Origin of the sequence: Parvibaculum lavamentivorans DS-1 (genome assembly GCF_000017565.1) — a bacterium.
Taxonomy (GTDB): domain Bacteria; phylum Pseudomonadota; class Alphaproteobacteria; order Parvibaculales; family Parvibaculaceae; genus Parvibaculum; species Parvibaculum lavamentivorans.
Map to the genome: position 1 here is coordinate 1346841 of NC_009719.1, position 20522 is coordinate 1367362.

A 20522-nucleotide genomic window follows, 5' to 3' on the forward strand; every position below is an offset into this window, starting at 1 on the left:
TTTTGTTTCGCGATGGAAAGGCGCCGGTTCGGGGTCCCCGCGCGGCCTGCCGCGTGGGGTGGACATGCGCCGCCGGAAAATCGTCGGCCGCAGCCATTGCCTTGTCCGGCCCGGCTGATGGCCGATCGCCCTCTCGAAGGCCGAGGCGCGGTCCTTTTGCCGTCACTGGCGCATCGTTGCGGGCATGGCGGCTGTACGCCGCTCCCCAATCCTTTCCGGCTAAGCGGCCAGGTTCATGAAGCGTGCGACGTCGTCTGGAGCGAGCTGCACGCGAACGCCTGCCCGAAGCGCATCGATCCCGAGCCGCCGGAGATCCTCGTTGAAGTCCCCGAATGCCGGCGACAATGGGATGGCCTCGATTCCCTCGGCGTTCGCCCGTTCGATCAGCATGTCCCGCGCGCCGTCACCGGCCGGATCGTCGTCTCGGACGATATAGAGCCGCCGCAAAGTCGCCGGGAACAGGATGGCGGCCAGATGTGCTGCCGAAAGCGCCGGCGCCATCGCCATATCGGGCAGGACCTGCCGGAGCGACAGCATGGTCTCGATACCTTCGCCTGCCGCCATCACGCTGCCGGGCACACCGATGCGGACGGCATTGCCGAGGAGATCGCCCATCGCCTTGCGCGGTATGTCGATGGGGGCTTTGTCGGAGCCGTCCGGCGCGAGCCAGGTGCGGTGCGCGCCGGTGATCTTGCCAGCGAGGTCGGTGACGGCGGCGATCATGGCGGGCCAGGTCTCGGTCGGGCCATCGTCGGGCTTGTAGTAGCAGCGGGGGTGGAAGCGCAGGTTTCCGGTTCCGTGCAAAAGCGCAATGCCGCGTCTGCGCAGGTAGGTCTGCACAATGGTCCCGGTGATCGGCAGCGTCATGGCGATGAGACGGCGTGCCGCCTCGGGCGACCCCGATGGCGCTGGCGCCAGTCCACGGCGTGATGCCGGCTCGGGTTCGGGATGCGGCAGGCTGAGGAAGGTACGCGCCTCTTGAGCAACGTCTGCGAAGTCGATGAGGCCGAGCGATTCCCGGATGATGTCGAGAAGGTCGCCATGTTCGCCGGTGGCGGCGTCGGTCCATTTGCCCGCTGGTCCCTTCGGGGTGTCGCGCAGGCGCACGAACATGGAGCGACCTGCGGCATTGCGAGCATCGCCAACCTGCCAGTAGTTGCCCTGCCGGTCGCCGTTGGAGAGATAGTGACGGCACACCGCCTCGGCCTGTCGGCCGAGGCGGTGTTCCAATTCCGAAGCGTCCTGCCGAGCCATCACGCTGCCTCACGCTCGCTGATCCGCTCGACCGGATAGGTGGCGAGCAGCTTGCCGATGATGGCGGGACCAGAGGCATCGACCGGGACGAAGAAGCGCAGCTTCCACGAGATGATCTCGCTGAAGAGGCCATAGGCGCGCAGGCGATCCCGCATGGTGTCGGTGAAGCCGGACAGTTCGATCCGGTTCGCGCCCATGACGCGCGCGCGGCGAAGCTGGAGTCCGCTGGCCAGGTCGAGGATGGTGCGACCATCCACCAGAGCGGCATAGGCATCATCGCTGCTGAGGTTGGCCGTTCCCGTCGAGGCGGCATTCAGGGCCCAGGCGGACGAAACCCGCCGCCCGATGATGCGTTCGCCATCGTCGGTCTGGAGCCGATAGACGCGCGTCGACTCGTTCGGCAGGCGCTTCCACACCGGCAGGAGCAAACCGCTGACCATGTGGATGGCGCCATCGGTATAGGCCGGCACTTCGGCGACTTCCCGTTGCCAGACCGCTGCAAAGCTGTCGCGAGCGGCTTCCTGCCAATAGCTGTCTTCCATCATGGCGAGGCTTGCGTGGTGCTGTTCCATCGGCCGGATCAGGCGGACGCGACGTTCGATCTCGCCGTCGTCGAGCATGATGGACGGCGCCGGCACCTGGACAGCAGCGCGTCCCGACCGCGCGTTGATGAGCAGCCGGGCATGCGGATCGTCGAGCCAGTCGAGCGCCGTATCGAGCGTGGTTGGCTGGTTTCGGCGGCGCTCGGTGATCGTGAGCAGCCGCGTCTGTGCGCCCGTTGCCGGATGGGTGTAGATGGTCGTGCGCTCAGCGACGACGAAACTCTCCGCCGTCAGCGTTTCCAGCCCGACATCATAAACGCCGCTGGCGATGGCTCCGGCCACCTTGGCGTCGAGCAATTGCTCGAAGGCGGTGAAGAGGATGCCCTGAAGCTCGATGGTCAGCGCCAGCAGGCGGTTGAGGAACGTGGTGATCGGCGGCAACTCGTCCTTGATGCCGTTGTCATCGGTCAATTTCAGGCCGGTCGCGGACTCGAAGCGACCCAGCGAGCAACCCTCGACCTTGCCGCGCACGATCAGGAGATAGAGCTGCCGCAGCGCATCGCGGGCGTAGCTCGATTCCAGATTGTCCTCGGGCCGGAACAGGCCTTGGCCGCCGGTCTGGCGCTGACCGCGCGTGATCGCGCCCAGCGTATCGAGCCGGCGCGCGATCGTGGACAGGAAGCGTTTCTCGGCTTTGACGTTCGTGGCGATCGGGCGGAACAGCGGCGGCTGCGCCTGGTTGGTGCGATTGGTGCGGCCCAGACCCTGGATGGCGGCGTCGGCCTTCCATCCGGGTTCGAGCAGATAATGCACGCGCAGACGCCGGTTCTTCGCCGACAGTTCTGCGTGATAGCTGCGGCCGGTGCCGCCGGCGTCGCTGAACACGAGAACGCGCTTCAGATCGTCCATGAACGCGGCCGTCTCGGCAAGGTTGGCGGATGGCGCGCGGTTTTCGACGGCGAAGCGTTCCCCCTTGCGGACGATGCGCCGGGAGCGGCCCGTCACCTCGGAGACCATATCTGTGCCGAAGCGCTGTACGATCTGGTCGAGCGCCCCCGGAACGGGTGGTAAAGACGCAAGACGTTCGATCAGCTCGTCCCGGCGCGCGACAGCTTCGCGGCTCTCGACGGGGTGGCCATCGCGATAGACCGGGCGCGAGGACAGATTGCCCTCGCCATCCGTGAACGGCTCGTAGAGTTGGACCGGAAAGGAATGGGCCAGATAGTCCAGAACATATTCGCGGGGTGTGATGTCGACACGAATATCGTTCCATTCCTTGGTCGGGACTTCCGCCAGCCGGCGCTCCATCAGCGCTTCGCCGGTCGAGACGATCTGGACGACAGCGGCGTGGCCATCATCCAGGTCGCGTTCGATGGACCGGATCAGCGTGGGCGTTTTCATCGACGTGAGCAGATGGCCGAAGAAACGCTGCTTGGCGGACTCGAAGGCCGAGCGGGCGGCGGACTTGGCCTGGCGGTTCAGTGTGGCTCCCCCGCTATCTGGGTTGCCGGTGATGTTGGCCGCCTGCATCGCGGCGTCGAGATGATTGTGGATGACGGCGAAGGCGCTGGCGTAGGCATCGTAGATACGCCGCTGCTCGTCGGTCAGGTCGTGCTCGATCAGCTCGTATTCGACGCCATCGTAGGAGAGCGATCGGGCGGTATAGAGGCCCAGTGCACGCAGATCGCGGGCGAGCACTTCCATGGCCGCGACACCGCCGTCCTCGATCGCCTCGACAAATTCGGCGCGGGTGGCGAAGGGGAAATCCTCACCGCCCCACAGGCCGAGCCGCTGGGCATAGGCGAGATTGTGGACGGTGGTCGCGCCGGTAGCCGACACATAGACGACGCGCGCGTTGGCCAGGGCGTGCTGAAGCCGAAGGCCCGCGCGTCCCTGCTGTGAGGCGGAAACGTCGCCGCGTTCTCCCTTGCCGCCTGCGGCATTGGCCATGGCGTGGCTCTCGTCGAAAATGATCACTCCATCGAAATCGGAGCCCAACCATTCGACGATCTGCCGGACGCGGGAAACCTTCTCACCACGGTCGTCGGACCGTAGCGTGGCATAGGTTGCAAACAGGACGCCTTCCGACAGCGTGATCGGCCGCCCTTGCGCGAAGCGCGACAGCGGCGTGACCAGCAGGCGCTCCATGCCGAGCGCTGACCAATCGCGCTGCGCGTCCTCGATCAGCTTGTCGGATTTGGAGATCCAGACCGCCTTGCGGCGACCGCGCAGCCAGTTGTCGAGGATGATGCCGGCAGATTGACGGCCTTTGCCGGCTCCGGTGCCGTCGCCGAGCATAAAGCCGCGCCGGAAGCGCACGGCGTTTTCGGCATCGGGCTTGGCCGCCTGCACGAGATCGCAGGTCGCATCGACGGTCCAGGAGCCGGTGAGGAAGTCCGAATGGGCTTCGCCGGCATAGATGACGGTTTCGAGCTGGGCGTCCGACAGGAGATCGGTGATGTTCGCGGGCAGCATCGGCCGATAGGCGGGCTTGGGCGGTGCAACGCTCGCCATGGCCGCCGACTGCACGAGCTTGGTGGGGTGCGCCTGAGAACTGGCAATACGGATCGACTGCAATCCGTATTCTTCATAGATCGCATCCGTGAGGTGGGCGCCTTCCGGCGGCGTCCAGTCCATCGTGTCGTAGGCGAGTTCAACGCCCTGCGGATCCATGGTGGAGCGTGCGGCCGGACGCTCTGTGGCGGTGCGCGCGAGATAACCCCGCACGGTGCGGGGTGCCGAACCCGACACGGGCGGCGCGATGTCGGGCAGTGCGACCGGCAGGCGCGGTGGAATCCGCGCTTCGATCCATGCGAGCAGCGTGGCGACGTCGGGCGCAACGCCAGCGGACGCAGGGAACGTGGCCGGGTCTTCGGCCGGCAGCTTGTCGATGACGGTCAGCCGCGTTTCGATGCTCGTGCCATGCTTGGCATAGACCGAGCCGTGGATCGCCGCGGTGAAGACGACGCGGCCACGCACCTGAAGCCGGGCGAAGGTGTCGCGCCAGGCCGGTTGCTCGGGGCCGAAGTTTGCGCCGGTGATCGTCACCAGACGCCCACCATCGGCAAGCCGCGCCAGGGCCGAAGCAACATGACGCGCAGCGGCGTCGGCGACCCGGCCGGAGACGTGCTCCATCACCGAGAAGGGCGGGTTCATCACGATGACGGAAGGGACGGCGCACGCCGGAAGGTGGTCGTCGATCTGGGCGGCGTCGCATCGCGTGACGGCAAGGGCGGGAAAGAGCTGGCCAAGTAGATCGGCGCGGGTTTCCGCCAGTTCGTTGAGAAGCAGCGAGCCGCCGCTGATCTCGGCGAGGATGGCGAGAAGACCCGTGCCTGCCGACGGCTCCAGCACAATGTCGTGCGTTGTGATCGCGGCGGCCGCGATAGCGGCGAGGCCGAGCGGGACCGGCGTCGAGAATTGCTGAAGCGCCTGGGCTTCCTCGGAGCGACGGGTGTGCGTCGGCAGAAGGCCGGTGATTTTCGACAAAGCGGAAAGCCGTGCAGCCGGAGTGCCGGCTTTACGGAAAAGCGCACGTCCGTATTTGCGCAGGAACAGGACGGTCGCGCCTTCACAGGCTTCGTAGGCCGTCTTCCAGTCCCAAGCGCCGCTCGTGTCGGAAGCCTCGAAGGCCGTTTCCATGGCGATGCGGAGATCGGCGTTGTCCATCCGCTGGCCGCGTTCGAGCAGGGTGAGAAGCTGATGGGCGGCGGCGATGATGGCGGACGCGCGGGCAACGGGCGCAGCCGGACCGGCTACGGGGGACATGATGTTCATGGATCAGAACCTCGGGAGAGCGGGAACGGGAAGCCCGGACGGCGCTCTCTCTCGACCGCACGGACTCAAACCCGTCCCGGCGGCCCTCTCACTCTCCAACACGTCGCTGCCGACATGAAAAAAGCGCCTCGGCCGAGCGGCAGAGGCGCTTTGAGAGGTCAGGCCCAGTGTCCGTCGGTGATCTCGCGGGCGACGAGCCTGCGCGCCTTGCGGACTAGGTCATCGCCGCTGGTGTCGATGTGCCCGAAGAACCGAGCGCGCGCGCCGTTCGCAGTCCAATCGGCATAGGCGCAATATTCGCGAGCTTCGGCCCGGAAGGCCCGCATGTCGCTGGCCCAATGGGGCTTGGGCTCCACGATGACGGTGATCCCGTCTCTGGTTTCCAGCCAGGGGAGAGACCGCTCGGCTGGCGGCCGCTCGTGATCGGCGGCGAAGATGGCGTCGATGTCCATCATGACGCCTCTCCGGGCGTGCCCCGATGAATGAAGCCGCCAGGATCGCCGGGGTCGGGCGGTAGGTAGGCGTCATAGGGATTGCCGTCGGCGAGGTGGCCGAAGGGCGTGAAGACGAAATCACCATCGTTTCGTCCCACCGCGCAGATGACGTAACGCGGATCGCCGGTCACGGCATCGAGGCATTCCATGAGCGCAAGGTTGCCGTCACCGGCAGCGCGCAGCAGCGTCTGAAAATTGCTCTGGGCATGGGATGGAATGCTCATAGCGGGCCTCCCTCGTCGGAGAGGGTCTGGTCGAGCCAGCCATCGGTATAGATCCAGTCCACGGTCTCCCCGGTGGCGAGATCGAGGACATGCGCGCCGCCGCCGAAGCCGTCGAGCCGGGGCTTCGAGCAGGTGTTGGCATATTGGAACCCCCATCGGCCGCTCAGGCCGAACTCTGTGGCGCAGCGCTTCACGAACTGGATCAGGCGCTCGGGATCGCCAGTGACGTCGTCGTGCATCCAGAGCTGCGTGCCACCATGCTCGGGCTGGATCGACAGGAGGAAGCCCTCGGAAGGTGGTTCTTCCGATGCGCCGGCCTCGGAGAGGCGGTTGTAGAGGTCGAGCGCGCGGGCGGCGTTCTCGGGCGTGCCGACATCGAGCAGGCACGAGAAATGGGTGAAATAGTCGGCCATGACAGGCTCCTGAAACGAGACTGCCCGGCCCGCGCGTACAGCCGCGCAGGCTGTCGAGCGTGGGACCGGGCAGTGTGGAAGATCGGGGTGAGATGCGCGGGACGAACGGCGCCGACCCGCGCGATCCGCGCTATTCGGCGGCGACGGCGTGCTGGACTTCATCCTCGTCGGTGTCTTCGTCCTCGCCGTCCTCGGTGAGGAAGTCCGGCAAGGCGGTGTCTTCGCCGTTATCGGCCTGATCGTCGGGACCAGACTGATCGCCATCGATGGACGCGAGGCGCAGCGGCTCGGGCAGCCAGCCGCTGTCGGCCAGAAGGCGCTCGGCTTCCTTGGCCATGTCGCCCTTCTTCATGTGGTCGATGAGCTGCGCGGCCCGCTCTCCGGCACCTTCACGCACGGCTTCGAGAATGCGGGGCTTGGTCACGCGGCCGAGATAATTGCCGACAGTGGGCTTCCAGCCTGCGGCCACCATGTCCATGCCCGTAGCCCGTGCGAGCCGGTCGGCCTGCGCCAGACGCATATCGAGGCCATGCTGGCTGACGCCCGAGCCGGAATAGGGGTTCGGACGCTCGAATAGCGCATTGACGCCGTAGCTGACGCAAAGCGCCAGAAGTTCCAGGCGCGTGCCGTCATCGAGATCGGTCAGCCAGTCCCAGAGCGCCTCATTGTCAGCGGGGATGTGATCCCCCCAGCGTTCGTGGCGATCGTTGACCGCCTGCGCCGATGGGCTGTCCTTCAATTCCTCGGACTGGGCCGAGAAGAAGATGTGGCGGACATTGGCCTCGAGGCAACCGGACGGGTTGGTGTGGATGAAGGTGTCGCTCAGAAGCTTGTGCAGCAACATGGTCATGGCGACGTGCGGATGTTCCGCCAGCGCGTTGCGCAGCGCCAGGGTGCGATGGGCGGTCAACTCGATCACGAGACGCTCGGGCAACGGCTTGATGCCGTCTTCCTCATCGTCCTCGGGCTCGGCGGGCTGGCCACCGATGGTGATGACCGCGCGTTGGACGGCCGGCGTATCGGGCTGGTCGCCCCCGGACGCCTCGCCATCGGGCTCGGCCTGGGGCTCATCCTTGGCGCGGACATAACCGCGGTCGATCGACAGCGAACCGTCGGCGTCGAGGCTGACGAAGGCGCCGGCGATTGCGATGTCGGCCTGATCGTAGCTGACGGGGCGGTTCTCGAAGGCCTCCAGGGCCTGCTCGATCTCGCCGAGACGTTGATCGATCGCGTCGGGCAGCTCGTCGGCCTCGGAATATTCCGCTTCGATCCGGTCATATTCCTCGCGCAGCGCTTCGCGGGTCGCACGCTCCTCGTCGGTCAGATCGACCGCAACGCCGGCGAGTTCACGCAGGCCGTGGTCGTGGCCATAGGGGAAGCTCACCGCGACCTCGATCCACTTCCAGCCTTCCTCGGCGATCTGATCGGCGGTGGCTTTCAGCTTCTCCGCCACCATACGGTCGAGCAGGACGGGGTCTTGCAGCCAACCGCCGTCGTCGGACTGGAAGAGATCGCGCAGTACGATGCCGCCTGCGGCCTCGTAGGCATCGACACCGACGAAATTGGCCCGCTTGTCCGAGGCGCGAACCGCGGTCTCGGTCAGCATCCGCCGGATCTGGTAGGGCTCCTTCTGCCAGCTATCCTTGATCGCGTCCCAGACCTGCTCCTGACGGGCATGGTCGGGGCTGACGGTGAAGGCCATGAGCTGTTCGAGCGTCATGCCGTCATCGGCATAGGTTTCGAGCAGGGTCGGCGAAACGGAGGTGAGACGCAGGCGCTGCTTCACCACGGTGACGTTGACGAAGAAGGCGGCGGCGATGGCCTCCTCGGTCATGCCCTTGTCGCGCATGGCCTGAAAGGCGCGGAACTGGTCGAGTGGATGGAGTGGTGCGCGTTCCATGTTCTCGACTAGCGACACTTCGTCGACGAGGATGTCGCTGTTGGCGTCGCCGATGACGCAGGGCACCGTCGCCGTCTTGGCCAAACGCTTCTGCTTCACGAGCAGTTCGAGTGCGCGATAGCGGCGGCCGCCGGCCGGCACCTCGAACATGCCGGTCTCCGCGCCATCACCATCAAGGACCGGGCGGACATGGAGGCTCTGGATGAGGCCGCGCCGGCCGATGGACTCGGCCATTTCCTCGATCGAGACCCCGGCCTTGACGCGTCGGACGTTGGACTGGCTCAGCGCCAGCTTGTTGAAGGGGATGTCGCGCGCCGACGACAGGGTGATCTTCTGGATGGCAGTCGCCATGTTCGTTACTCCGCGACGGGCGGCCAGGAGACTCTCTCTCGACCTCCAACCCGTCACGAAGCGAAGCGCCGCCCTCTCACTCTAAGAAGGGCCGCGCCGCAGAAGCGGAAAGGCGTGAAGCCGGAGACCTGCTTTCCCGCCTTTCCGGTATTCATATTCGATCACGCCGCCTGCCGTTCGTCGCCGGCCATGGTGTCGTCCGGGCCGAGATCGGCGTCGGGCAGGAAGCCGAGCAGCCAATCGGCCGCCTTGCTCGCCTGGGAGGCGGCGCGGACGATGGCGCGATTGTCCTCGCGCAGCACCTCCAGCCAGGCGCCGATATAGTCGGCATGGCGGACGGTCGGCGCGATGCCGAGAGACGCGCAGCAGAAGGCGGCGTTGATTTCGGCCACCAACTCCTCGAAGGCGTATTTCTTCGTGCCGAAACCGCCGGTCAGATCGCGGCCGAGCCGGGAGGCATGGCCGCTGGCGTGCCCGAGTTCGTGCAGGGCCGTGCGGTGCCAGTTGATCGGCTCGAAATAGGCTTGCGGCGGCGGCACCTGCACATAGTCGTGCGCCGACACATAGAAGGCGCGATCGCCGCCGATGCGGAAATCGATGCCCGTCGCTTCGATCAGAGCCTCGACGCGCGGCTCGATGAGGCCAGGCGGCGGCGGTGGAGCGATGGCGGCGATGTTGTCCGGCAGGCCGTCGCATTGCGCGGCGTTGAAGACGGTGAAGCGCTTGAGGAACGGAATCGCGGCGGCGTCTTCGCCGGTCTCGCGGGCGCGACGCTTCTCGTCCTCCGGCGTGAAGCGGTCGGCATAGACGACGGTCGTGCCATGCTCACCCTTGCGGACATTGCTGCCCAGCGACAGCGCCTGGCGGAAGGTGAGCCAACTCTGGCCAGGGAAGCCGTGCTGGATCACCGCCCCCCAGAGGATGAGCACATTGATGCCGGAATAGTGCCGTCCGGTCGCAGCGTTGCGGGGCATGGCGAGCGGCGCCTTGGCCGCGGCCGATCCCCATGGCTGGACCCAGGGAGCACGGCCCGCCTCAAGCTCGGCGATGATCTTGTCGGTGATGTCGTCATAGAGGCTCGCCCGGCCTGAGCCGGCGCGGGCGCTGTGGTTTTTTCTGAACATCGCGGTTCTCCGCGACGGGCGCCGGAGACCTCTTCTCCAGCCCTCGACCCGTCACGGGAAACCCGTCCGCACTCTCACTCTAGGGGGGCGTTGCGGGGATCTCCCCGCAGAAGGGGTCGGGCGAGACCCTTTGGCTCGACCGCAGGGGAAGGCTTTCCCCCTTGTCCCAGCTTTCCGTCCCGGATGTGTTTCCTTGAAAACTGTCAGAAAACTGCGTATGTTCCTGACAGGAGAAAGACGATGACACGGCTGACCGAACAGATTCTGTCGCATATGACGGGTTTGCCCGAGGGCGCTTCTGTGTCCGCTAAGGGGCTGCTCCATCTCGGCAATCGCGCCGCAGTGGACCAGGCCTTGTCGCGTCTGGCCGAGCGCGAACAACTCATCCGGGCTGGGCGCGGTGTCTATCTCCGCCCCGTCGCCAGTCGATTCGGGACGCGCGCGCCGTCGGTGGAACAGGCTGTGGAAGCCCTTGCCAGCCAGCGTGGCGAGACCATCGTCTCGAACGGTGCGGCGGCCGCAAACGCCCTTGGCCTGACGACGCAGGTGCCGGTTCGCTCGGTCTATCTGACCTCCGGGCGCAGCCGGAAGATGAATCTCGGCAAGCAGGTCGTGGAATTGCGCCATGCCCCGCGCTGGCAACTGGCTCTGGCCAACCGGCCGGCGGGAGAGGCCGTCCGGGCCTTGGCTTGGCTCGGCCCGGAGAAAGCCGAAACTGCGCTCAGGACATTGAAGCGAAAGCTGCCGCCCGGCGCCTTTGGCGAATTGGTGGCGGCCGCGCCGCAGCTTCCGACATGGTTGGCGCAGAGTGTCGGGAAGGCGGCCTATGGCTGAAACCTTCCTGCTCCTCTCGGCTCAGGATCGCCGCGACGCCCTTGGCGTCGCGGCGGATCGTTCGGGGCGGCCCGCGCATCTGCTCGAAAAGGACGTCTGGGTGGTGTGGGCGTTGAGCACGCTCTACACGGCGCCGCTTGGTGAGCATCTGGTGTTCAAGGGCGGCACATCGCTGTCGAAAGCCTATCAGGTCATCCATCGGTTTTCGGAGGATGTGGATATGACCTACGACATTCGGGCCATCGCGCCCGACCTGGTCGGGGACAATGGCGAGGGCCTGCCGAAAACGCGAAGCGAGGAAAAGCGCTGGTCCAGCGAGGTTCGTCGCCGGCTACCGGAATGGGTTGGCGCTGTCGTGCAGCCGGTGATCTCCGACGCCCTGGCAACGGAAGGTTTGGCTGCGGCGATCCGCGTCGAAGGTGATCGGCTCTTTATCGACTACGAACCGACCGCAACCGGATCGGGCTATGTCGCCCCAAGTGTCATGCTGGAGTTCGGTGCGCGGTCGACGGGCGAGCCGGCCAGCTTGCGCGATGTTGCCTGCGATGCGTCCGGCCTGATCGATGGCCTGATATTTCCGACAGCACGTCCGCGCGTCATGCACGCCGAGCGGACGTTCTGGGAGAAGGCGACCGCCATCCATGTCTTCTGCCACCAGGACCGGCTGCGTGGGGACCGCTTCGCCCGGCACTGGCATGATGTCGCCCGGCTCGATGAAGCCGGTCTTGCGGACGCTGCCTTCGCGGATCGCGAACTGGCGAACGCGGTCGTTCGTCATAAGTCGATGTTCTTTGCGGAGAAAGCCGCTGATCGCTCGCCGATCGACTATGCAATGGCCGTCAACGGCGGCTTGCAGCTTGTGCCGGTCGGCGATGGCGCGAAAGCGCTGAAGGACGACTATATCCGCATGGTCGAGGATGGGCTGCTCTTCGATGACGCAGAACCGTTCGAGGCGCTCATGGCGCGATGCGCCGAGATGGCCGCGCGAGCCAACAACGCGGCCAGTTAAGAAACGACGATGAGGGGGCGTGTAGTGACGGTAATGGGTATGTCTGACATTCCGGCGAGCGTTGTAGTTCGGAGTGCAGCGAAATGATCGGAGATCACTCCGACAGCTTCAATTTCCTTCAGCGGTTCTGGCCAGATCTCCATGATCTCGGGAGAAAGGCGGAACAGGCTGGACCGCATGAGCCGGACCTCGTGGCCATCCGGCTGCGTGGGCTTACCGAGACGATGGTCGTCAAACTGTTTGGGCAACTGGGACTTCAGTACGACCCGGCGCATTCGCATTTCGACAGGTTGGTCCTGTTGGAGAATGCAGACCTGCTCGACGCCCGTCTCCTTTCCAAATTTCACGCTATCCGGAAGGTCGGCAACAATGCCGCACACAACGGGAAGGTTACGCCGGCACAAGCTGAAGCTCTTTTGGAAGATGCTTGGTCTCTTTCGTGCTGGTTCTGCCGCTTCATGCGTCCCGACATCGAATGGCTGACTCCAGCGAGGCAGAACGCCAATCCCCTCTCGGTTCCATCCATGGTGGAAACGCAGGACGTTTCTGCCGAGCGGCAGCCGACGGTCCCGGGTAAGTCATCGAACATACTCAAGTTTCCCGAGGAGCGCGTCCGGCGCATACGGGAGCAGGTCTCCCGCGCGATGGCGGAAGTCGATCCGAGGGTGCGCCAACTTCGGACCAGCATCACACTTCACGAGGCCTTTACGGAAAGTCTGTCGAGCGACCAAGCCGCCTGCCTCGACGCGCTTTCCACATTCCTCTCCAGTCCGACGCAGCATGTATTCCTGCTCAAGGGCTATGCGGGCACCGGCAAGACCTTCCTCGCCAAGGGCATCACCGAATATCTTTCGGCACAGGGTCGCGCTTTCCGCCTCGCAGCACCGACCGGGCGGGCGGCGAAGATTATCTCGGAGAAGACCGGGCGCGACGCGCGGACGGTGCATAGCCAAATCTACAACTTCAGCGACCTGAAGGAATATACGAAGGGGGATCAGGAGGTTGGGTCGGAGACGTTCAAGTTCTATGCGGAGATCGCGGCCAACCAAGATCAGGCCAATACGGTCTATATCGTGGACGAGGCGTCGCTTCTTTCGGACGTCTATTCGGAGAGCGAGTTCTTCCGATCGGGAACCGGATACCTGTTGCACGACCTGATTAGCTATGTCGGATTCAAGCATGGCGAGACCGACCGGAAGATTATCCTCGTAGGCGATCCCGCTCAGCTTCCCCCGGTGGGGATGTCCGTCTCCCCAGCGCTTGATACGGAGTACCTCCACAAGCACCTCGGGTTGGATGCGGCCGAATACGAGTTGAAGGAAGTACTGCGGCAGAAGGCGGATAGCGGGATTATCCGTAACGTCATGCCGCTTCGCGATAGCCTTTCAAAGGGCACATTTGGTAGCCTCAGCTTCGAATTCGACGAAGATGTCCTGCGTCTCCGCGCCGACGAGGTTCTCCCGTTATATATGGCGGCACGCTCTACCGGCGAAGCGAACATTCCGATTGTCATTACGCGGTCTAACAGCGAAGCGGCCAGTTACAACCGGGCGATCCGGGATGCACTTTTCCCCGGACGTGACTTCGTGGCGGCCGGTGATCGGCTGATCGTCACCGCCAACGCCGTTGTGAACGGCAGCTTCCTGGCTAACGGTGAGTTTGTCGATGTCGTCGATGCGGAAACCATGGTGGAGCGGCGGTCCGTCAATCTCCGATACCGTAACGAGGAGACCGGGGCAGTCGACGTCATCGAGGTGTCGTTAGTGTTCCGCGACATCCAGATAACCGTTTCGTCGCCAGATGGCGCCGAGACCGTTCTGACCGCGAAAATCCTCGACGATCATCTTCACGATAGCGGGGCCGGGCTCGACGCTGCGCAGCAGCGCGCGCTCTATGTGGACTTCCTCAAGCGTCACCCTGATTTGAAGCGCGGCCACGACCGAGAACGCCTCAGCCAGATCATACGCCAGGACCCGTACTTTAACGCGCTCCGCGTAAAGTTCGGCTACGCGGTGACTTGCCACAAGGCGCAGGGTGGCGAATGGGGGCATGTGTTCGTGAATTGCCCGTCTGGCCAGAATCCGAGATCGGCCGAGTATTTCCGTTGGCTCTATACGGCCATGACCCGCTCAAGCGGGAAGCTGTATATGATCGACCCGCCCGAAGTCAGGTTGAAGGTCGCCGGACCTGACTGGTGGTCGCCTTCGGAGGTATCGACGACATCGACGGATGGGCAGCTCTCGGCAGCTGCGCAGGCGGGAGGCACCGCCTCAATCATATCGCCCCAGGAGGCATTCCGCCTCGGTGTTCTGGCGCGCGTGCGGGACCTTCTCGGGGAGACGGGCATCGAGATCGACGATGTCGCGCATCACCAGTACCAGGAAGCCTTCTACCTGCGTCGTGACCTCGACACCGCCCGCGCTAACATCAGTTACAATGGCAAGTTCAAGGTTACAGCGGTGGCTGTTCCTCCCGCAGGCGCTTTCAGCGAGCAGCTAGGCGAGCTTCTTCGGCCGTTGGTCGGTCAGTCCATTGGCTCGGCACTGCCAGTCGCCGGCACGGGTGGCTCGTCGGGCCTGCAATCGCCAAGCCGCCCTTTCCTTGCACAGTTCCACGACCGCCTGTTGCCTCTTCTCAGGGAACGCCAAATCCACATTGTGGGATTGAAGGAACAGGCGTGGAGCCAGCGCTACACCTTCTCGCGTGGCGGTGATGCTGCCGTCGTCGATGTCTTCTACGACGGACGAGATCGGTTCACGAAATGCATGCCGATCAACGTCGGGGGAAGGCAGGGCGTCCCAGCGGGTACGTTGTTGCCCGAGGTGCTTGAGATACTCACCGCGCAGGTCATCCCGTGAAGCCGGGGCAGCAGGTCACGGCCTTGCGCAAGGGCGGCCAACTCGATGAAGCGTTCAAACTCGCCACGGAACTGGTTGCGGCGCCGGAGGCGAACGAATGGGAGGTCGGCGCCTACGGCTGGTGTCTGATCGATCTCGTGAAGCGGCATGCCGCCGACCGGGATCAGGCATCGCTGCATGGCTATCTGCGCCTGCTGACGAAGTTTGAGGTCCCTAGTGGAAATGAGCTTCTCGCCGAACACCGAGAGCGGGCGCTGGCATTGGTCGACGATGATCGTCGTGCCGTCATGGCAGCCCGAAAGCTCGGCAAGGATGGCCAGCACGACATGGCCGTTGGCGCGTTTGCGGCACTCATGGCGAAAGGCGGTCTGACCAAGGACGACAAGACTGCTTTCGGCTGGGAGCTCTACCGGGCCACCCAGGCGATCTTCCGAGCGGCTGGGGGGCAGGATTTGGCGCCGAGCGCCATCGATACCGTCAAGCGGCACCTCAACACCTATCTCAAGCTCGGCATCTCGGAGTCCGGTCTATTACATAGCTGCATGATGCAGCAGGCGGTCCGGTTGTCCCATGGCGACCATCTCCGCCTCGCCGCATTCGCACGCTTGTGGGGTCTGGATTCGTTCCGGCGCGAGGACTTCGAGGAGTCCCGACTCGACGACGGCAAGACCTTCCCCCCGCTTGCGGAAACGGTGCTGCAACGCGCATCCAAGGAAGCTGTGAAGGGCGGATCTCCAGCGGAGATGAACTATATCCTGCCCTACCTTGAGCGCGGGCTGGAGCTGTTCCCTGAGAACGTCTGGCTGAAGTTGAACATGGTAAAGTTGCTGCGCGGCCTCGAACGGCTAGATGAGGCTCGACTGCTCGCGACTGAGTTCGCCCGCAGCAAGGCAGGCGAATATTGGACCTGGGAGTTGATCGGCGACCTCGAGGTGGAGCCGGTTATGCGCCTTTCGTGCTATGCGAAGGCGCTGACTTGCTCGGAGGACGATACGTTCGTCAGCAAGCTGCGTCTCAAGTTCGCGGCCCTGGTCGCCGCCGATCATCCCGGTGAGGCGAGAGCCGAAGTGGAACGGGTGATCGAACATAGACGTCGCGAGGGCACCCGCATTCCCATCGACGCCCAGCGGATGGCGGAAAGCGCCTGGTTCCTTGCCGCGGCACCATCTACCCCGGGCCGTTCGTTCTACGATCGCTTCAAGTCGCGCGCCGAGGAGTTGCTCTTCGCCCATCTCCCTTGGACCGATGCATTAGTCGGCGACGAATTCGTGATCGAGGGGCAGGAAGGGCAGAAGGATCGGACACGCCGGCGGATATTCGTTAAGGCCAGCCCGCTGCCTTTAGAAATCAGCGTCTCTGCGGGGCACCCGGACGTGCGGGGCTGCCGGTCGGGCGCTCCGATCAGGGTGCAGATGGAGGTGTCGACCGCCGAACCATGGAAGGCGATGGTGCATCGGATTCAGCCACGGAACGGCGCCAGCGATGACGTTGTGCCGGAACTATGCGGCGTGATCGATCACATCAACCGGGCCAAGTCGCTCCTCCATTTTGTGGTGGCTAAGGGAATCGACGGCACGTTTCCATTGGCCGACTTTACCGGTTCAGCAACGATAGGACAGGCTGTCGCGGTTCGGGCGACCCGCTATCATAGCCGGAAAGGTGCGCGCACTCGGACGCTGTCGGTTTCCTCTACCACCCGATCGCCTGGAACGGATGTGCTGAAGCCTTTCAACGACGATGTCGAAGTCCGTAATGGCCTCGGCTTCACTTCCGCTGGCATCTTTATTCCGCCGGATATCGTTGCAGAATCCAGGGTCGTCGATGGCGATCGGGTGGAAGGCCTAGCCGTTATCAATTTCGACAAGAAGCGAAGCACATGGGGCTGGAAAGCTATCAGCGCGAAAAACGACTGACTTGGTGACGATGCGCGAGCCATTTGCGCTCCGGCCTCGCGTGACAATTAGCCGCTTTGATGATAGAGCTACATCGTGAAATCGGCGGAATGCATGGATCGAGTCGGATTGTTTCCTGCGTTCCTCGCTTGACGATAGATCCCGAAAGTACGGTTTTTCGGGGCATCCCGGAAAAATCCAATAATTTCAAAAGCCAGCCATTTTGCCGGGATAGCTGACGGTATATCGCCGTAAGAAATATTTTTAATGACGATATTTCAAGGCGTTATGCTGCCAATCAATAATCGAGTGGGCATCGGCAACGCACTGGTCGATGTGATCGCGAATGCGGACGATAAATTCCTGATTGCAAACGGCATCGAAAAAGGCGGAATGACGCTGATCGACGCGGCACGCGCCGATGAGCTCTATGCCAGGATGGCGAGCTCGATCGAGATGTCGGGCGGTTCCTGCGCCAATACCATCGCAGGGCTTGCCTCGCTCGGCGGTAAAGGTGCATTTTTCGGCAAGGTGAAGAACGATCAGCTTGGCGAAGTCTTCGTCCACGACATCAAGTCGCTCGGCGTCGTCTTCCCCGCCTCGCAGGCGACGAGCGGCGTTCCGACCGGGCGCTGCCTCATCATCGTAACGCCGGACGCGCAGCGAAGCATGAGCACGTTTCTCGGCGCGGCGCAGAAGCTGCAGCCGGATGACATCGATGCGGACACGATCCGCGCCGCAGCCGTCACCTATATGGAAGGCTATCTCTGGGATGAGCCCGGCGCGAAGGACGCTTTCCTGAAGGCCGCGAAGATTGCCCATGACGCGGGACGCCTGGTCTCGCTGACGCTCTCCGACAGTTTCTGCGTCGGCCGCTACCGGGACGAATTCCGGCGGCTGGCGAAGGATGAAGTGGATATTCTTTTCGCCAATGAAGCCGAAATCCTTTCGCTCTACGAAACCGATGTCTTCGACGAAGCGCTTCAGAAAGTGCGCGCCGATTGCAAGTTCGCCGCGCTGACACGTTCGGAAGCGGGCGCCGTCATCGTCGCCGATGGCGAAGTGCATGTCGTGGACGCGGAGAAAGTTTCAAAAGTCGTCGATACGACGGGCGCGGGCGATCTCTTCGCCGCCGGTTTCCTCTATGGCCTCACGCGCGGGAAAAGCCCTGTCGAATGCGGCCGTCTCGGCGCCATGGCGGCGGCGGAAATCATTTCGCATTACGGCCCGCGTCCGCAGGTCTCGCTCGCGAAGCTTGCGAAGGAAAAGGGCCTCGCCTGATCAGAGCTTTCTGAGCAGCACGTCCCGGATGCGGTGATCGTCGCCCTTGCGGAGGATCAGGTCGGCGCGCTGGCGCGTCGGCAGGATGTTCTTGCGAAGGTTTGCAAGATTGATCGATGTCCAGATCGCGTCTGCCGTTTCCACCGCTTCTTCTTCGGTCAGTTTGGAGTAGCGGTGGAAATAGGCGGCGGGGTCCTTGAAGGATGTGCGGCGCAGGCTGAGGAAGCGCTCGATATACCAGCGCCGGATCGAGGCTTCGTCCGCGTCGAGATAAATCGAGAAATCGAAGAAATCCGATACGAAGGGCTGCGGTTCGTCGCCATCCGCCGGCTTCCAGGGCTGCAGCACGTTGAGCCCTTCCACGACAAGAATATCCGGATAGTCGACCGGTATCGTCTCGCCGGGCAGGATGTCGTAGGTGAAGTGGGAATAGACCGGCGCCTCGACGTGACGCGACCCTGCTTTCACGTCCGACAGGAAACGCAGCAGGCGCTTGATGTCGAAACTTTCGGGAAAGCCCTTGCGCTGCATCAGCCCGCGCTCTTCGAGCACCTTGTTCGGATAGAGAAAGCCGTCGGTGGTGATGAGATCGACCTTCGGATGGTTCGGCCAGCGCGCGAGCAGCGTGCGCAGGATACGCGCCGTGGTCGATTTGCCGACGGCAACGGAGCCGGCGACACCGATAATGTAGGGAACCTTGTCCTGCTCGCGGCCGAGAAAGTCGGAGGTGACGCGGTAAAGTTCCTGTGTCTCGCCCACATAGAGGTTGAGAAGGCGGGAGAGCGGAAGATAAATTTCCGAAACCTCGTCCAGAGAGATCCGCTCGCCGAAACCTTTCAGTTCTTCCAGTTCGCCTTGCGAAAGGGGCAGGGGCGTGTCCTGGCGGAGACGGCCCCACTCGGCGGCCGTAAAATAGCGGAATGGCGAGAGAGACTGCGTTTCGTCCCTGCCGCTATCGGCGGTCAGCGCATCGTCACCCATTACCGTTCACCACGCGCTGCTTTTTCCGTGAGGCCGGAGCGGCCCTCGCGGCGTTCAAGCTCGGCGTAAACATCTGCCGGGTCGGTATTCGACGCCGCCATGAGCACCAGCCAGTGATAAAGAAGATCGGCGCTTTCGGAGACCACGCCGCCGCCATCGCCGGAAACCGCCGCAATCACCGTTTCGACCGCTTCTTCACCCAGTTTCTGGGCGCAGGCCGGCACGCCTTTCGCGAGCAGCTTCGCGGTATAGGAAGAGCCGGCGTCCGCGCCCTTGCGGGCGGCGATCACCTCGAACAGTCGATCGAGCTGGCTTGCGTCGGCGGCCATCTGGCGCTCCCGGACGGTTGACGGGACCGGGCCGGCTCCAGAAGAAGTCCGGCTCGGGCGGCCTTCCGTAGCAGATTTGGGGGCGGTAGGCCAGCGCGGGGGCGGGGAACGTTCTCAGAGCCTGGTGGCCAGGCTGGTGCCGTCCAGCTCGCCCTTCTTGGTGTCATCCTGCCGGGCATTCTTCAGATCGGCACCCCTGAGATCGGCGCCCCGGAGATCGGCCCCGGCGAGGTTGGCGCGAAACAGGATCGCATTGCTGAAATCGGCGGCGGCAAGGATCGCCTTTTCGAAATTTGCATCGGCGAGGATGGCCTCACGGAAATGGGCCCCGGCAAGCACGGCCCTGGAGAAATCCTTTCGCGAGAGATCCATCCGGGTGAAATCGGCGCGCTGGCCTTTTTGCTGGCCGGTCTGGATCCACTCGAGATGAAGCGCCAGTATTTTTTCCATGCGTTCGGGATTGGGCGCCGGCCTCGGCCTGGTCGCCCGCATCATGTCGCCGCGCGCGATTGTCGCCTCGTCCATGACGGCGCGGCGGAAATCCGCATCGGCGAGATTAGCCCCCGACAATTCGACGCCCTTGAGCTCGGCACCCGCAAAGTTCGCACCCCGCAGATCGGCACCTTGCAGGCTAGCGCCGGAGATAGAGGCCCCTTCGAAATCGGCGTCGAGAAGTTTGCATTCGGCCATGTTGGTGCCGTACATCCGTGCACCGCGAAAGCTCGAATTCTCGCGGCCAACAGGTGCCGAGGCGCCGCGCCTTATCACCGCGCCACGCCGCAGGTCGGCACCATCGAGCTGTGCATCCGCCATTTCGGCATCTTCGAAATTCGCGCCCCGCAAATCCGCGCGCGAGAAATTGGTGCGTGTGAGATTCGCATGGTCGAAATTTGCGCTGAAAAGATTGGCGCCCGAAAAATGCGCGTCTTCAAGGTCGCAGCCTGTGAAGTCGCAGCCGATGAAATGACCATGCGAGAAGTTGAGGTTGCGAAAATCGAGACCCGACAGATCGCACTCCTTCATCACCGCGCACCAGCCGTTCGGGATGCCCTTGAGATAGCGCGTGTGGAGCTCGCTCAGACGCTTCAGCGCTTCCTGGCTGATACGGCGTCCGACGATCGCATGATCATCGGCACCACCCTTGCGGGCGGACGCGGCAGAACCCTCGCCGTTCGTCTTGGCGGCAGCTTTGAAACGCTCGGACATCGATACTCAAACTTTCACGCAAAAAGCGGGGATGAAAAGCCATGCACCCGCGC

The 20522-nt window shown here is 63.8% G+C and carries 15 protein-coding genes; 5 read left to right on the forward strand and 10 right to left on the reverse strand.

Annotated features, from left to right (window positions below):
- Positions 1 to 219 precede the first annotated feature (219 nt).
- The 7 genes from PLAV_RS06190 to PLAV_RS06220 all read right to left on the reverse strand — a co-directional run bounded on the left by PLAV_RS06190 (position 220) and on the right by PLAV_RS06220 (position 10079).
- The gene (locus PLAV_RS06190) at positions 220 to 1254 is read right to left on the reverse strand and encodes a DUF7146 domain-containing protein (RefSeq protein ID WP_012110105.1); all 1035 of its coding nucleotides are present in this window, start codon (positions 1252 to 1254) and stop codon (positions 220 to 222) included.
- A complete protein-coding gene (locus tag PLAV_RS06195) occupies positions 1254 to 5573 on the reverse strand; it encodes a strawberry notch family protein (protein WP_012110106.1) in 4320 nt (1439 codons plus the stop codon). The genes PLAV_RS06190 and PLAV_RS06195 overlap by 1 nt, the downstream gene beginning before the upstream one ends.
- A gap of 158 nt (positions 5574 to 5731) precedes the next feature.
- A complete protein-coding gene (locus tag PLAV_RS06200; protein WP_012110107.1) occupies positions 5732 to 6028 on the reverse strand; it encodes a hypothetical protein in 297 nt (98 codons plus the stop codon).
- A complete protein-coding gene (locus PLAV_RS06205; RefSeq protein ID WP_012110108.1) occupies positions 6025 to 6291 on the reverse strand; it encodes a DUF6117 family protein in 267 nt (88 codons plus the stop codon). The genes PLAV_RS06200 and PLAV_RS06205 overlap by 4 nt, the downstream gene beginning before the upstream one ends.
- Positions 6288 to 6704 carry a hypothetical protein gene (locus PLAV_RS06210; RefSeq protein ID WP_012110109.1) on the reverse strand — a complete coding sequence of 139 codons (417 nt, stop codon included), beginning with the start codon at positions 6702 to 6704 and terminating at the stop codon, positions 6288 to 6290. The genes PLAV_RS06205 and PLAV_RS06210 overlap by 4 nt, the downstream gene beginning before the upstream one ends.
- A 130-nt stretch (positions 6705 to 6834) precedes the next feature.
- Positions 6835 to 8955 (reverse strand): ParB/RepB/Spo0J family partition protein, encoded by a 2121-nt coding sequence (locus PLAV_RS06215; protein ID WP_012110110.1) that lies wholly within the window; start codon positions 8953 to 8955, stop codon positions 6835 to 6837.
- A 161-nt stretch (positions 8956 to 9116) separates the two neighbouring features.
- On the reverse strand, positions 9117 to 10079 hold the full coding sequence (locus PLAV_RS06220) for an ArdC family protein (protein WP_012110111.1): 963 nt from the start codon (positions 10077 to 10079) through the stop codon (positions 9117 to 9119).
- 240 nt (positions 10080 to 10319) lie between these two features.
- Between PLAV_RS06220 and PLAV_RS06225 the strand changes: the two genes are divergently transcribed.
- The 5 genes from PLAV_RS06225 to PLAV_RS06245 all read left to right on the forward strand — a co-directional run bounded on the left by PLAV_RS06225 (position 10320) and on the right by PLAV_RS06245 (position 17953).
- Entirely contained in the window at positions 10320 to 10913 is a 594-nt protein-coding gene (locus PLAV_RS06225; protein WP_012110112.1) for a DUF6088 family protein, read from the forward strand.
- A complete protein-coding gene (locus tag PLAV_RS06230) occupies positions 10906 to 11922 on the forward strand; it encodes a nucleotidyl transferase AbiEii/AbiGii toxin family protein (RefSeq protein ID WP_012110113.1) in 1017 nt (338 codons plus the stop codon). The genes PLAV_RS06225 and PLAV_RS06230 overlap by 8 nt, the downstream gene beginning before the upstream one ends.
- Positions 11923 to 12005: 83 nt before the next feature.
- Positions 12006 to 14780, forward strand: a complete 2775-nt coding sequence (locus PLAV_RS06235; protein ID WP_012110114.1) for an ATP-dependent DNA helicase — start codon at positions 12006 to 12008, stop codon at positions 14778 to 14780.
- Positions 14777 to 16693, forward strand: coding sequence for a DUF7017 domain-containing protein (locus PLAV_RS06240; protein ID WP_012110115.1), 1917 nt, complete (start codon positions 14777 to 14779; stop codon positions 16691 to 16693). Before PLAV_RS06235 ends, PLAV_RS06240 begins: the two co-directional genes overlap by 4 nt.
- Positions 16694 to 16939: 246 nt before the next feature.
- Complete coding sequence (locus PLAV_RS06245) at positions 16940 to 17953, forward strand: adenosine kinase (RefSeq protein ID WP_012110116.1); 1014 nt, start codon at positions 16940 to 16942, stop codon at positions 17951 to 17953.
- Here the strand turns inward: PLAV_RS06245 and coaA are convergent, their stop codons facing one another.
- The 3 genes from coaA to PLAV_RS18785 all read right to left on the reverse strand — a co-directional run bounded on the left by coaA (position 17954) and on the right by PLAV_RS18785 (position 20469).
- Positions 17954 to 18934, reverse strand: coding sequence for a type I pantothenate kinase (coaA, locus tag PLAV_RS06250; protein WP_012110117.1), 981 nt, complete (start codon positions 18932 to 18934; stop codon positions 17954 to 17956).
- On the reverse strand, positions 18934 to 19263 hold the full coding sequence (locus PLAV_RS06255; protein ID WP_012110118.1) for a phosphoribosyl-ATP diphosphatase: 330 nt from the start codon (positions 19261 to 19263) through the stop codon (positions 18934 to 18936). The genes coaA and PLAV_RS06255 overlap by 1 nt, the downstream gene beginning before the upstream one ends.
- A gap of 114 nt (positions 19264 to 19377) precedes the next feature.
- A complete protein-coding gene (locus tag PLAV_RS18785; protein ID WP_012110119.1) occupies positions 19378 to 20469 on the reverse strand; it encodes a pentapeptide repeat-containing protein in 1092 nt (363 codons plus the stop codon).
- Positions 20470 to 20522: the final 53 nt, after the last annotated feature.

Bases quoted from the DNA above. Each gene is read 5' to 3' on its own strand.
- PLAV_RS06190 (WP_012110105.1), bottom strand. From the start codon at position 1,254: ATGGCTCGGCAGGACGCTTCGGAATTGGAACACCGCCTCGGCCGACAG.
- PLAV_RS06195 (WP_012110106.1), bottom strand. From the start codon at position 5,573: ATGAACATCATGTCCCCCGTAGCCGGTCCGGCTGCGCCCGTTGCCCGC.
- PLAV_RS06200 (WP_012110107.1), bottom strand. From the start codon at position 6,028: ATGATGGACATCGACGCCATCTTCGCCGCCGATCACGAGCGGCCGCCA.
- PLAV_RS06205 (WP_012110108.1), bottom strand. From the start codon at position 6,291: ATGAGCATTCCATCCCATGCCCAGAGCAATTTTCAGACGCTGCTGCGC.
- PLAV_RS06210 (WP_012110109.1), bottom strand. From the start codon at position 6,704: ATGGCCGACTATTTCACCCATTTCTCGTGCCTGCTCGATGTCGGCACG.
- PLAV_RS06215 (WP_012110110.1), bottom strand. From the start codon at position 8,955: ATGGCGACTGCCATCCAGAAGATCACCCTGTCGTCGGCGCGCGACATC.
- PLAV_RS06220 (WP_012110111.1), bottom strand. From the start codon at position 10,079: ATGTTCAGAAAAAACCACAGCGCCCGCGCCGGCTCAGGCCGGGCGAGC.
- PLAV_RS06225 (WP_012110112.1), top strand. From the start codon at position 10,320: ATGACACGGCTGACCGAACAGATTCTGTCGCATATGACGGGTTTGCCC.
- PLAV_RS06230 (WP_012110113.1), top strand. From the start codon at position 10,906: ATGGCTGAAACCTTCCTGCTCCTCTCGGCTCAGGATCGCCGCGACGCC.
- PLAV_RS06235 (WP_012110114.1), top strand. From the start codon at position 12,006: ATGATCGGAGATCACTCCGACAGCTTCAATTTCCTTCAGCGGTTCTGG.
- PLAV_RS06245 (WP_012110116.1), top strand. From the start codon at position 16,940: ATGACGATATTTCAAGGCGTTATGCTGCCAATCAATAATCGAGTGGGC.
- coaA (WP_012110117.1), bottom strand. From the start codon at position 18,934: ATGGGTGACGATGCGCTGACCGCCGATAGCGGCAGGGACGAAACGCAG.
- PLAV_RS06255 (WP_012110118.1), bottom strand. From the start codon at position 19,263: ATGGCCGCCGACGCAAGCCAGCTCGATCGACTGTTCGAGGTGATCGCC.
- PLAV_RS18785 (WP_012110119.1), bottom strand. From the start codon at position 20,469: ATGTCCGAGCGTTTCAAAGCTGCCGCCAAGACGAACGGCGAGGGTTCT.